This is a genomic window from Buttiauxella massiliensis (genome assembly GCF_902500225.1).
In the GTDB taxonomy this organism is placed as follows: Bacteria; Pseudomonadota; Gammaproteobacteria; order Enterobacterales; family Enterobacteriaceae; genus Buttiauxella; species Buttiauxella massiliensis.
On record NZ_LR722650.1, the window covers coordinates 201,852 to 214,032 of the forward strand.

Annotated in this window: 13 protein-coding genes; 11 read left to right on the forward strand and 2 right to left on the reverse strand. The window is 48.6% G+C overall.

All coding sequences use genetic code 11. From position 1 onward, the window contains the following. The first annotated feature begins 2 nt into the window (after positions 1–2). From GC128_RS05460 to GC128_RS05510, 11 genes are all read left to right on the forward strand, one after another. Positions 3–272 carry a EutN/CcmL family microcompartment protein gene (locus GC128_RS05460; RefSeq protein ID WP_151993448.1) on the forward strand — a complete coding sequence of 90 codons (270 nt, stop codon included), beginning with the start codon at positions 3–5 and terminating at the stop codon, positions 270–272. Between the two features lie 12 nt (positions 273–284). Continuing rightward, a complete protein-coding gene (locus tag GC128_RS05465; protein WP_151993449.1) occupies positions 285–803 on the forward strand; it encodes a GlcG/HbpS family heme-binding protein in 519 nt (172 codons plus the stop codon). Between the two features lie 103 nt (positions 804–906). Then, positions 907–2,106, forward strand: a complete 1,200-nt coding sequence (gene tdcD / locus GC128_RS05470) for a propionate kinase (protein WP_151993450.1) — start codon at positions 907–909, stop codon at positions 2,104–2,106. A 181-nt stretch (positions 2,107–2,287) separates the two neighbouring features. After that, positions 2,288–2,569: a propanediol utilization system shell hexameric protein GrpH gene (grpH, locus tag GC128_RS05475; protein ID WP_064546893.1), complete on the forward strand. Its 282-nt coding sequence runs from the start codon at positions 2,288–2,290 to the stop codon at positions 2,567–2,569. A 21-nt stretch (positions 2,570–2,590) separates the two neighbouring features. Next, positions 2,591–3,376 (forward strand): propanediol utilization microcompartment protein PduB, encoded by a 786-nt coding sequence (gene pduB / locus GC128_RS05480; protein ID WP_151993451.1) that lies wholly within the window; start codon positions 2,591–2,593, stop codon positions 3,374–3,376. A 50-nt stretch (positions 3,377–3,426) separates the two neighbouring features. Then, positions 3,427–4,938, forward strand: a complete 1,512-nt coding sequence (locus GC128_RS05485; protein WP_151993452.1) for an aldehyde dehydrogenase family protein — start codon at positions 3,427–3,429, stop codon at positions 4,936–4,938. A gap of 20 nt (positions 4,939–4,958) precedes the next feature. Continuing rightward, entirely contained in the window at positions 4,959–5,270 is a 312-nt protein-coding gene (locus GC128_RS05490; protein ID WP_151993453.1) for a BMC domain-containing protein, read from the forward strand. Beyond that, on the forward strand, positions 5,267–5,842 hold the full coding sequence (locus tag GC128_RS05495; RefSeq protein WP_151993454.1) for a DJ-1/PfpI family protein: 576 nt from the start codon (positions 5,267–5,269) through the stop codon (positions 5,840–5,842). Before GC128_RS05490 ends, GC128_RS05495 begins: the two co-directional genes overlap by 4 nt. Positions 5,843–5,892: 50 nt before the next feature. Further along, positions 5,893–8,430 carry a glycyl radical diol dehydratase GrpM gene (gene grpM, locus GC128_RS05500; RefSeq protein WP_151993455.1) on the forward strand — a complete coding sequence of 846 codons (2,538 nt, stop codon included), beginning with the start codon at positions 5,893–5,895 and terminating at the stop codon, positions 8,428–8,430. A gap of 161 nt (positions 8,431–8,591) precedes the next feature. Further along, positions 8,592–9,509, forward strand: coding sequence for a glycyl-radical enzyme activating protein (locus tag GC128_RS05505; RefSeq protein WP_151993456.1), 918 nt, complete (start codon positions 8,592–8,594; stop codon positions 9,507–9,509). Between the two features lie 57 nt (positions 9,510–9,566). Continuing rightward, complete coding sequence (locus GC128_RS05510; protein ID WP_151993457.1) at positions 9,567–10,376, forward strand: MIP/aquaporin family protein; 810 nt, start codon at positions 9,567–9,569, stop codon at positions 10,374–10,376. A gap of 73 nt (positions 10,377–10,449) precedes the next feature. Here GC128_RS05510 and GC128_RS23255 read toward each other — a convergent pair whose 3' ends face one another. Then, positions 10,450–10,977: a BMC domain-containing protein gene (locus GC128_RS23255; RefSeq protein ID WP_151993458.1), complete on the reverse strand. Its 528-nt coding sequence runs from the start codon at positions 10,975–10,977 to the stop codon at positions 10,450–10,452. 46 nt (positions 10,978–11,023) lie between these two features. Then, entirely contained in the window at positions 11,024–12,178 is a 1,155-nt protein-coding gene (metK, locus tag GC128_RS05520) for a methionine adenosyltransferase (protein WP_226812004.1), read from the reverse strand. Positions 12,179–12,181: the final 3 nt, after the last annotated feature.

Consider the following 12,181-nt stretch of genomic DNA (forward strand, 5'->3'; position numbering starts at 1 on the left):
TTATGTATCTGGCAAAAGTCACATGTGCGCTGGTTTCAACAACCAAGCATGCCTCACTAAATGGCTGCAAATTGTTAGTCGTTGCACGTCTGGATGAAAACCATCAACCGACAGGTACCGCACAGGTGGCAGTAGATTGTGTGGGGGCAGGGAACGGTGAAATTGTCATCGTCACGACCGGGAGTTCCGCTCGCATGAGTAATAGCAAAGAACATTCGGTCATTGATGCGGCGGTTGTCGGCATTGTTGATGCACTAGTTTCGAACGCTTAGCGAGGAACAGATATGTCAGAACAATCAACATCACTCGACAACTGGATAACTTCCGCGATCACGCGCCAATTACCTGAACGGCGGCTTTCACTGAGTCTGGAAGATGCAGTTGCATTAGGGGGGTATGCCTGTCTCGAAGCCCAGGCGTTCGACATCCCGATAGTGTTCAGTCTTGTCGATGCCTGCGGCCATCAACGTTACTTTTTCAGTCAGGATAATGCGCTGTTGGTCAGCCATAGCCTTGCTTTTCAGAAAGCCTGGACGGCCGTAGCGCTCAAAATGGCAACTCACGAATTAACGCCTCTTGTGCAGCCAGGCGCTGAACTTTATGGCCTCCAGCACGAAAAAGGAATCTGTTGTTTTGGTGGCGGTGTGCCGTGCTGGTCGCGTGGTGCGTTGGTTGGTGCCATCGGGATTAGCGGCGGAAGTGTTGAACAGGATCTGGCTATTGCCCGCAACACACTACGCCGTTTCAGCAGTGAACATTTTATTCTGACGAGTAGAAAACAACCAGATATATCAGAGTTGTAGGGAGATAAGCGTCAGCGCCATCCACCCTTTGCGTCAATGTAATCGGAGGGGGGTTGCGCTTATCCGGCCTACGTAAATATACGTTGATTTTGGGATTATCAATATGTCCATTGCTTCACTGGTTTTAGTGATTAACTGCGGGTCGTCCTCGCTGAAATTTTCGCTGATCTCTTTTACTGATGGTGAGCCAGTGCTTTCAGGGCTGGCTGAAAAGCTCGGGCTTGATGAAGCCAGTATTACGTTTAAAGACCAGGCGGGTAACAAATACAGCCAGACATTACCGGAGTCCAGCCATCTTAGTGCGTTGAAAATCCTTTTTAACGAACTGAACCAACGCCAACTGCTGCCAGCGGTTAAAGCGATAGGGCACCGGGTTGCCCACGGCGGGAGCGAGTTTAAACAGTCCGTGGCAATCAACAGCGATGTGATTGAAAAGATCCGCGCGCTTTCGGTACTGGCACCGTTACACAATCCCGCCAATCTTGTTGGCATTGAAGCGACGATGGTACTCCTGCCAGACGTTGCGCAAGTTGCGGTATTTGATACGGCGTTTCACCAGACTTTAGCCCCGGAAGCCTATACCTACGCTATCCCGCTGGAATATCAGGAACGTTATCAGGTACGGCGTTACGGTTTTCACGGTACATCTCATCGTTACATTGCTGCTGAGGCACTCACCGCATTTGATCTCAACCCGGCCGACCACGGCATTCTGATTGCCCATTTGGGAAATGGCTCATCGGTATGTGCTGTGAAAAACGGCAAAAGCGTGGATACATCTATGGGAATGACACCGCTGGAAGGGCTGGTGATGGGAACGCGTTGTGGTGATCTGGATTTTGGCGCCGCGGCTTATATAGCCTCATCTACCGGGCAATCGATCGAATCACTCTACAAAATGGTGAACAACCAATCCGGATTGTATGGGCTGTCGGGGTTGTCCAGTGACTGTCGCACTTTGCAGGAGGCTCGTAGCCAGGGTCATGCGCGTGCAACGCTGGCGATTGATGTCATGGTTCATCGTCTGACACGCCATTTAGGCGGGCATTTAACTTCACTTCATCGTCTTGATGCTCTGATTTTTACAGGTGGAATCGGTGAGAACTCGTCATTGGTCAGGGAGTTGACAGTCAAACGGCTCGGCGTGTTCGGTCTGCAACTTGATGAAGAGAAGAATCAACAGGCTTTTGGTGGGCGCAGCTGTGTTATTTCGAAAGCAAACAGTCCGCTGGTGGCCGTATTATCGACCAATGAAGAAAAAATGATTGCGATGGATGCAGCCGCTATTACTTCTGCTTTGTAATAAATGTGGATTTTATTGTCCAGGGGTTTTCGAGATAACAAGATAATCAAGCTAACGGGCAAAACATTTTGTCCTGATATCCCTAGTATCATATTACGTAAATATATTACGCGCAGGGGAAGAGTCGCATCGGTTATTCCTCTGCGTTTATTTGGTTACCAATGAAATACATGAGGTCATTATGCAACAAGAAGCGCTAGGTATGGTTGAAACGAAAGGTTTGGTTTCTGCAATTGAAGCGGCAGACACCATGGTTAAATCGGCTAACGTTACTTTAGTGGGTTACGAAAAAATTGGTTCCGGGTTGGTGACTGTGATTGTGCGCGGTGACGTGGGTGCTGTGAAAGCCGCAACTGATGCAGGTTCTGCTGCTGCAATTAAAGTAGGTGAACTGGTTTCTGTACACGTTATTCCTCGTCCGCATATGGAAGTAGAAAAAATCCTTCCAAAAGCCGTCGGTTAATAATGCCAGAGGATACTGACCATGAGAGATAATCTTGTTGAGCAGATTATATCTGAAGTAATGAATAAACAGACTGATGTCAGTGCAACGGGTAAAAATGCCACCAGTATTGCCGCATGTGGTTTAACAGAATTTGTTGGAACCGCAATGGGTCATACAATTGGTTTGGTCATTGCCAATGTCGATAATCAATTACATGAAGTCATGAATATCGATAAGAAATATCGCTCTATCGGTATTCTTGGCGCACGTACGGGGGCGGGACCACATATTTTTGCTGCTGATGAAGCCATTAAAGCGACCAACAGCGAAATATTATCCATTGAACTGGCTCGTGATACAGAAGGTGGTGGTGGACACGGTTGCTTGATTATTTTCGGTGCAACCGATGTTTCTGATGTGCGCCGTGCCATTGAGGTGGCGTTGTCGGAAATCGACCGTACCATGGGCGATGTGTACGGTTCTCCAGCAGGCCACCTTGAATTTCAGTATACCGCTCGTGCAAGCCACGCTTTGAATAAAGCATTTGGTGCACCAGTTGGTAAGTCATTCGGCATGACCTGTGCTTGCCCAGCGGCAATTGGTGTATTGATTGCAGATGCAGCGGCGAAATCAGCCATCATTGAGCCAATTGGCTACGCAAGCCCAGCTAACGGCACTAGCTTCAGTAACGAAGTGATCTTCACCTTTGCTGGTGATTCTGGTGCGGTTCGCCAGGCGGTCATTGCGGCGCGTGAAGTCGGTCTGCAGCTGCTTGCTACGCTGGATCCAGCTCTGATCCATTCAGCCACTAAGCCTTATATCTAGCCCAGGGCGTAAATGCTTGTGAAGCGATGTGAAGCAAGGAAATCAACAGCATGAATGATATTGACATTGCTCAGGCGGTTTCGAACGTGCTGAGTAAGTACACCAAAACCACGCCGGATGTCGCTCCACAGGCAAAACCTGCCGCCGCAAGCGGACAGGAAAGCGACTCGTTAGATGCGATTATCGCCAAAGCCCTGGCGCAGCAATCTGGAGTAGCGGTGTCGGCCGCACCTTCTACGGCGGACAGCGGTGCATTCGCTACGATGGATGAAGCCATTGCCGCGGCTGTGATTGCACAGGTGCAGTATAGGCATTGCTCCATGCAAGATCGCGGAAACTTCATTCAGGGTATCCGCGATGTTTTCCTGCAAGACGATGTGTTGCAGGCAATCTCACACATGGCGGTAGAAGAGACGGGAATGGGGAACTATGAAGATAAGTTCACCAAAAACCGCCTTGCTGCGATTAAAACTCCAGGTGTGGAAGATCTCACCACTGGTGCGTTAAGCGGGGATAACGGTCTGACGTTGATGGAGTTTTCTGCATACGGAGTGATTGGTTCCATTACGCCAACCACCAACCCAACAGAGACCATCATCAACAACAGTATCGGGATGCTGGCTGCGGGAAATACAGTGGTATTCAGTCCACATCCCCGTTCGCGTAAGGTTTCATTGTACGTAGTTGAATTAATTAATAATAAACTGGCCAGTCTCGGCGCTCCCGCCAATATGGTGGTGACAGTCACTCAGCCTTCAATTGATAACACCAATGCATTAATTAACGACTCGCGCATCAATATGTTAGTGGCGACGGGTGGCCCGGCAATTGTGAAAACAGTGATGTCGTCGGGTAAAAAGGCCATTGGTGCAGGGGCGGGTAACCCTCCTGTTGTTGTAGATGAAACGGCAAATATTGAAAAAGCAGCTCGCGATATCGTGAAAGGATGCAGCTTCGATAACAACTTGCCGTGCATTGCTGAGAAAGAAGTGATTGTGGTGAACCAGGTTGCGGATTATCTGATTCATTGCATGAAGAAAAGTGGCGCTTATCTGCTGTGCGATCCGAAGTTAATTCAGCAATTGCAGACACTGGTGTTAAACGAAAAAGGTACGGGTCCAAACACGGCTTACGTCGGGAAGGATGCGCGCTACATTCTGCAACAACTGGGCGTCAACGCGCCGGATGAAACAAAGGTTATCTTAATCGAAACCGAGAAAAACCATCCGTTCGTGGTGCATGAGTTGATGATGCCGGTCCTGCCTGTTGTGCGGGTCGACAACGTTGATGAAGCAATTGAGTTGGCCGTTCAGGTTGAACATGGCAATCGACATACCGCCATCATGCACTCAACCAATGTCGACAAACTCACCAAAATGGCACGTCAGATCCAGACCACCATTTTTGTCAAAAATGGGCCGTCTTATGCTGGATTGGGCGTCGGTGGAGAAGGGTACGCCACCTTCACCATTGCCGGGCCTACCGGTGAAGGTTTGACATCAGCGCGTTCGTTCGCAAGAAATCGCCGTTGTGTCATTGTTGAAGCACTGAATGTGCGCTGATTAGTCTTAGGGGATCGGGGATGAAGAAACGCATCATAAATGCACCGACGCCGGAAACGTTGGCCATGTTAAAACGCCGGATGCCCGGAGAGTTTCGTACACGGCTGGACTCTATTCGCATCGATGCAATTGGGCTGGCGATGATGCCGGTGCCTGATCTCTACTTCTATGCCGACGTCGCCAGTAAAAGTGCGCATGTAGTGGTATCGGAAATTCATGGCAGTTGCCCGCAACACGTGACAACTCTCGCTATTTTCGGTGAAATATCAGCAGTCAATGAAGCCATGCGATTAATAGAGGACGACGTTATATATTCTGAGAGTTCGCGATGAAAAAGATATTATTGCTCGCAGGCGATTTCTCTGAAGACTATGAAGTCATGGTGCCATGGCAGGCATTAAGCATGTTAGGTTTCAGAGTAGATGTCGTTTGTCCTGGAAAACGCAGTGGGGAGTTTATTAAAACCGCTATTCATGATTTTGAAGGCGACCAAACCTACACTGAAAAACCAGGGCATTTATTTCGGTTAACGGCTTCATTCGATGAGGTCAGGCTACAGGACTATTGTGGGTTTTATATTTCAGGAGGGCGTTCATCTGAATATTTACGCTTGAACAAATCTGTTCTGAATATTATCCACTATGCAATTAATTTTTCATTACCGGTAGCTGCTATCTGTCACGGCCCGCAAATATTGGTCGCGGCAGGAGTATTAAAGGGAAAAAAACTGACGGGATATTTCACGGTCAGACCTGAGGTTGAATTAGCGGGGGGTGAGTGGGTGGCCGCCGCTGACGACGAGGCGGTAGTTGATGGCAATATTGTTACCGCGCCAACCTGGCTGGGTCATCCGGCAATATTGCGCCATTTTATCAATCTGATTGGCATCAGTATTATCCATTAAGCGTACCCTGCACTGCCGCAAGGTTAAATAATTAATTCCGGGAGTATTTTATGTTAGAGAAAGGTTTTTCTAATCCAACCGACCGTGTTGTCAGACTCAAGAATATGATTTTGCATGCTACCCCTTATGTGGAATCTGAACGTGCAGTGCTGGCTACCGAAGCTTATAAAGACAGTGAGCAATTGCCGGCTATTATGCGTCGGGCAAAAGTGGTTGAAAAAATATTTAACGAATTACCGGTAACGATACGTCCTGACGAACTTATTGTGGGTGCGGTAACTATTAATCCGCGTTCAACTGAAATCTGCCCTGAATTTTCTTACGACTGGGTAGAAAAAGAATTCGACACCATGGAACACCGTGTTGCCGATCCTTTTATTATTCCGAAAAAAACCGCGCAAGACCTGCACGAAGCCTTTAAATACTGGCCGGGGAAAACAACCAGCTCACTTGCCGCATCTTATATGTCTGAAAGTACCAAAGAGAGCATGGCGGGTGGCGTTTTCACAGTAGGTAACTACTTCTATGGTGGCGTTGGCCACGTGAGCGTCGATTACGGCAAGGTACTGAAAATCGGTTTCCGCGGCATCATTAATGAAGTGACTCGTGCCCTGGAATCTCTCGACCGTAGCCAGCCTGGATACATTAAGAAAGAACAGTTCTATCGCGCGGTAATTATCAGCTATAACGCCGCGATTAAATTTGCGCATCGCTACGCGCAAGAGGCGACTCGCCTGGCACAACAGGAAGGCAACCCAACGCGTAAACGCGAATTAGAGCAGATCGCGCAGAACTGTACGCGAGTGCCTGAATTTGGCGCAACTACCTTCTGGGAAGCTTGCCAGACTTTCTGGTTCATCCAGAGCATGTTGCAGATTGAGTCCAGCGGTCACTCTATCTCCCCTGGGCGTTTCGACCAGTACATGTACCCATACCTGGTAGCAGATAAAGCCATTTCCAAAGAATTTGCACAGGAACTGGTGGACTGCTGTTGGATCAAGCTCAACGACATCAACAAAACACGTGATGAAGTCTCGGCGCAGGCCTTTGCGGGTTATGCGGTGTTCCAGAACTTATGCGTTGGCGGCCAGACAGAAGACGGGTTAGATGCAACTAACGACCTGAGCTACATGTGTATGGAAGCGACCGCACATGTGCGCTTACCGCAACCTTCGTTCTCCATTCGTGTCTGGCAAGGTTCACCTGATACGTTTTTGTATCGTGCTTGTGAACTTGTACGTCTGGGACTGGGTGTTCCGGCGATGTACAACGATGAAGTCATTATTCCGGCGCTGCAAAACCGTGGAGTGTCACTGCGTGATGCACGCGACTACTGCATTATCGGTTGCGTAGAACCACAGGCACCACATCGTACTGAGGGTTGGCACGATGCTGCGTTCTTTAACGTGGCAAAAGTCCTGGAAATCACCCTCAATAACGGTCGTTCCGGCAGCAAACAACTGGGTCCAGTAACCGGGGAAATGACCCAGTACACCAGCATGGACGATTTCTATAGCGCATTCACAAAACAGATGGCGCACTTTGTTCATCAGTTGGTTGAAGCTTGTAATAGCGTTGATATTGCCCATGGCGAACGTTGCCCACTGCCGTTCCTTTCTGCGTTGGTAGATGACTGCATCGGGCGCGGGAAATCGTTGCAGGAAGGGGGCGCAATCTACAACTTCACCGGCCCACAAGCATTTGGTATCGCTGATACCGGTGACTCAGTGTATGCCATCCAGAAACAGGTGTTTGAAGATCGTAAACTAACCCTCAATGAGCTGAAAGGGGCGCTGGATGCCAACTTTGGTCATCAAGTAGGTAGTGTTGCGACCAAATCATCTTTGGGTGAGCAAGATGTTTATGAAGTGGTAAAACGCATTATTGATAGCCACGGTTCACTTGACCCTGCGGCAATTAAAAACGAAGTTTACCGCCAGCTTTCCAGCGTGGCTGCGGCACCTGCTGCAACGGGTAACAGTTCACGTTATGAAGAAATCCGCCATATTCTGGAAAATACGCCGTGCTTTGGTAACGACATCGACGATGTTGATTTTGTGGCCCGTCGCTGCGCGCTGATCTACTGCCAGGAAGTTGAGAAATATACTAACCCTCGTGGCGGTCAGTTCCAGGCTGGTATTTACCCGGTATCTGCTAACGTACTGTTTGGTAAGGATGTAAGTGCATTACCTGATGGTCGTCTGGCGAAAGAACCGTTGGCAGATGGGGTCTCTCCACGTCAGGGCAAAGATACACTCGGCCCAACAGCTGCGGCAAACTCGGTAGCAAAACTCGACCACTTTATTGCTTCCAACGGTACGCTCTATAACCAAAAATTCCTGCCGTCATCTTTGGCCGGGGAAAATGGTTTGCGTCACTTTAGTGGGCTGGTAAGAAACTACTTCGACAAGAAAGGCATGCACGTTCAGTTTAACGTCATCGACCGCAACATCTTGATTGAAGCGCAGAAAAACCCACAACAGTACCAGGATTTAGTCGTCCGTGTTGCGGGATATAGCGCACAGTGGGTCGTGTTGGCGAAAGAAGTCCAGGATGACATTATTAGCCGTACCGAACAGACGTTGTAATTAATAGCGTCACTTAATGGGCCATGTTATTTCTCATGGCCCTGCATAAACTTCCGGAAAATTATCTGTTTATCCTGAGAGTGAATTTTATTTACCCGTTCTCTACGGATAACGTCTTTACGCCGCATAAATAACTTGCTGCGTTAATTGCGAGCGAAGCTATGAATAAAGTCGATTACGAAGTGGAAGGCGTGTTATTTAATATTCAGCGCTATTCTTTGCATGACGGTCCCGGTATTCGCACAATTCCTTTTTTAAAAGGGTGCCCATTATCTTGTAAATGGTGCAGTAATCCAGAATCACAACGCCCGCAACCCGAGCTGATTTTTAAAAAGAATGATTGTATTCGTTGTGGCAAATGTGTGGATGTCTGCCCGCAGCGCGCGTTATCGGTTACTCATCCTAATTTTATCGATCGTTCTGCTTGCATTCAGTGCGGGAAATGCACCGAAGTTTGCCCGACACAAGCGCTGGAAATGAAAGGTAAACGCATGACGGTTGCCAGTGTCATGCGGGAGTTACAAAAAGAGGAAAACCTCTACCGGCGTTCGGGTGGGGGCATTACGCTTTCCGGTGGGGAGCCGCTGGCACAGCCGGAGTTTGCTCGTGAATTACTGAAAGCCTGTAAGGAAAAGGGCTGGCATACCGCAATGGAAACCACCGGCTTCAGTAACCCGGAAGTGATTGATGAGGTTTTCCCGTATGTGGACCTCGCGCTCACTGATATTAAAGCGATCAATCCCGCAGTACATCTGAGCAATACCGGTGTGGACAACCGCCGCATTCTGGAAAACCTGATCCGAATTTCTTTCATCACCAAAGTTATTGTGCGTATTCCGGTGGTCCAGGGAGTTAACGATAACCCAGAAGAGATCCGTAGCATCGGAGAGTTTTCACGATTAATGCAGAATGTCGACACCATTCATTTATTGCCGTATCACTCTTATGGTGAAAATAAATATAGCCTTTTAGGCCGTATTTACCCGATGGATGATGCCCAAGAAATTAGTGCCAATAAAATGGCGCTTCTGAAAAATGAAATTGAGTCATTAGGTTTTAATTGCCACATCGGTGGTTAATATTTTTTATTAGATATGCACCTTATCAATCACAATAATCACAAGCAGGGTAACCCTATGAACGATTCACTCAGAGCTCAATGTACCGCGGAATTTCTCGGTACAGGATTGTTTATGTTTTTTGGTATCAGTTGTCTGGCAGCAGTAAAAGTTGCAGGCGCAAGTTTTGGTTTGTGGGAAATTTGTATTGTATGGGGATTGGCAATCTCGCTGGCGGTTTATCTTACTGCCGGGATCTCCGGTGCGCATCTTAACCCGGCAATTACTATTGCATTATGGTTATTTGCCTGTTTCCCAGGGCGCAAAGTACTTCCTTACAGCATTGCACAAATTTCAGGTGCTTTCGGTGGGGCAATGCTTGCCTATATGCTGTATCACAACCTGTTCGTTGAATATGAAACTGCGCACAATATGGTGCGTGGCAGTATGGATAGCCTGCAACTGGCCAGTATATTCAGTACGTTTCCATCACCTGCAATTAGTGTGTGGCAGGCTGCGTTTGTTGAGATAATTATTACCTCTATGCTTATGGGGTTAATTATGGCGCTAACCGACGATGGTAACGGTGTGCCACGTGGCCCATTAGGCCCATTGTTGATTGGCCTTCTGGTTGCAGTAATCGGTGCATCTACCGCACCATTAACCGGATTTGCCATGAATCCTGCCCGTGATTTTGGTCCTAAATTATTTACTTTCTTTGCGGGATGGGGCGAAGTTTCCATGACCGGCGGTCGCGATATTCCTTACTTCATTGTCCCTATCATCGCGCCGATTATCGGTGCTTGCCTGGGCGCAGCAATCTATCGCTTTGGTATCGCCAGAAATCTACCGTGTAATACCTGTAAGCTGGAAGAAAATAAGCTTTAGTAAACAAAGAACCAGCATTGCTTAACGAAAAAGCCGCGTAATATCGCGGCTTTTTAATTGGAACACCCAGTTGTTAGCGTTTTTTATGGCTTCCGGAACGTGAGGCTTTTTTGCTTTCAGATGCGCCAGCGGCTGGTTTCACTTCCTCAGTCTCGGCAGGTTGGGGGGCGGATACAGGCGTTTCAGGTTGGGTAATTACAGGTACTTCCAGAATGTCCCCACAATATAAACCTGAATCACTTTCCTCCAGAACGACCACTGGGATCTCAAGACTCGCAACTGGTGGCGTTTCTTCCTCTTTCACGGGTTCAAGCCCAACGGTATCTGCGGAATGAATAATTTTATCAATATAGTCTGCAGTACGTGCGATAACACGGTGTGCATAAACCGTGCTCACTTTGCTGGCAGCCGCTACACCTGCGGCAACTGCCGCATTAATTGCGCCCACTTCACCTTCAAATTTGACGGTAATCATGCCGCCGCCTTTCGTCAGTTCATAACCCACCAGTTGGACGTTGGCGGATTTCATCGCAGCGTCAGCGGCTTCAATTGCCGCTGCCAACCCGACGGTTTCAATCAAACCTAAACTCTGCCCGGACATAACCTTCTCCTGTTAAAAATTTATGATATAGCGCGTTTACGCACCGCTAGGTATTGCGGGCATCAGCACGCAGAACCGCTGCTTTATCTGTTTTTTCCCATGGAAAAATGTCCCGGCCAAAGTGGCCGTAGCAGGCGGTTTGACGATAACGTGGAACCAGCAAATCCAGCATTTGGATAATGCCGTAAACGCTGAGATCAAAATGATGAGTGACCAGTTCCTGAAGGGTTTTGGCGGCAATTTTTTCGCTGCCAAAAGTATTAATTCGAATCGACACCGGCCGTGGAACGCCAATAGCCCATGCCAGTTGGACTTCACAACGGGTAGCGAGACCCGCAACCACAATGTTTTTTGCGATGTAACGCGCAGCATAAGCGGCGGAGCGGTCAACTTTTGAGGGATCTTTACCCGAAAACGCACCGCCACCATGGCAAGCTGCGCCTCCATAGGCATCGACAATAATTTTACGACCCGTCAGCCCGCAATCCCCAACAGGACCACCAATAACAAATTGCCCGGCAGGGTTAATCAGAAATCGGGTTTCTGGTGTTATCCAGTGAGCAGGAATGACCGGCTTGACGATCTCCTCGATAACGGCTTCACGCAGTTGCTCAAGTGGAATTTCCGCGCTGTGTTGCGTGGAAACCACAATCGTATCTGCCGACTGTATCTGACCGTTGCTATAACGCAGGGTCACCTGGCTTTTGGCGTCAGGGCGCAGGAAAGGAAGCCGTTGGGATTTGCGCAGCAGCGCTTGCCGCGCCATTAAACGATGGGCGTAAATGAGAGTTGCTGGCATTGCCTCTGCTGTTTCATCGCAGGCATAGCCAAAGGTTATACCCTGGTCACCTGCGCCGAGTAAGTGAGGGGATGCATTCGCTATACCATGGGCAATATCTCTCGATTGTTTGCCGAGGATATTCAGCACCGCACAGGTGTTGCCATCAAAGCCAAGATCAGAGTGATCATAACCAATCGCTTTAATAGTACTGCGAACGATGGACTCAATATCCACCACTGCAGAGGAGGCGATTTCGCCAGCAATGATAGCAACCCCGGTTTTCACCATGCATTCACAGGCGACTTTTGACCACGGGTCTTGAAGCAGATAAGCGTCCAGAATGGCATCGGCTATTTGGTCTGCCATTTTGTCCGGATGCCCTTCGGCCACGGATTCGGAGGTAAACAGATAATCGTCCAAAGG

Coding starts and splice junctions, on each gene's coding strand:
- GC128_RS05460 (WP_151993448.1), top strand. CDS start 3: ATGTATCTGGCAAAAGTCACATGTGCGCTGGTTTCAACAACCAAGCAT.
- GC128_RS05465 (WP_151993449.1), top strand. CDS start 285: ATGTCAGAACAATCAACATCACTCGACAACTGGATAACTTCCGCGATC.
- tdcD (WP_151993450.1), top strand. CDS start 907: ATGTCCATTGCTTCACTGGTTTTAGTGATTAACTGCGGGTCGTCCTCG.
- grpH (WP_064546893.1), top strand. CDS start 2,288: ATGCAACAAGAAGCGCTAGGTATGGTTGAAACGAAAGGTTTGGTTTCT.
- pduB (WP_151993451.1), top strand. CDS start 2,591: ATGAGAGATAATCTTGTTGAGCAGATTATATCTGAAGTAATGAATAAA.
- GC128_RS05485 (WP_151993452.1), top strand. CDS start 3,427: ATGAATGATATTGACATTGCTCAGGCGGTTTCGAACGTGCTGAGTAAG.
- GC128_RS05490 (WP_151993453.1), top strand. CDS start 4,959: ATGAAGAAACGCATCATAAATGCACCGACGCCGGAAACGTTGGCCATG.
- GC128_RS05495 (WP_151993454.1), top strand. CDS start 5,267: ATGAAAAAGATATTATTGCTCGCAGGCGATTTCTCTGAAGACTATGAA.
- grpM (WP_151993455.1), top strand. CDS start 5,893: ATGTTAGAGAAAGGTTTTTCTAATCCAACCGACCGTGTTGTCAGACTC.
- GC128_RS05505 (WP_151993456.1), top strand. CDS start 8,592: ATGAATAAAGTCGATTACGAAGTGGAAGGCGTGTTATTTAATATTCAG.
- GC128_RS05510 (WP_151993457.1), top strand. CDS start 9,567: ATGAACGATTCACTCAGAGCTCAATGTACCGCGGAATTTCTCGGTACA.
- GC128_RS23255 (WP_151993458.1), bottom strand. CDS start 10,977: ATGTCCGGGCAGAGTTTAGGTTTGATTGAAACCGTCGGGTTGGCAGCG.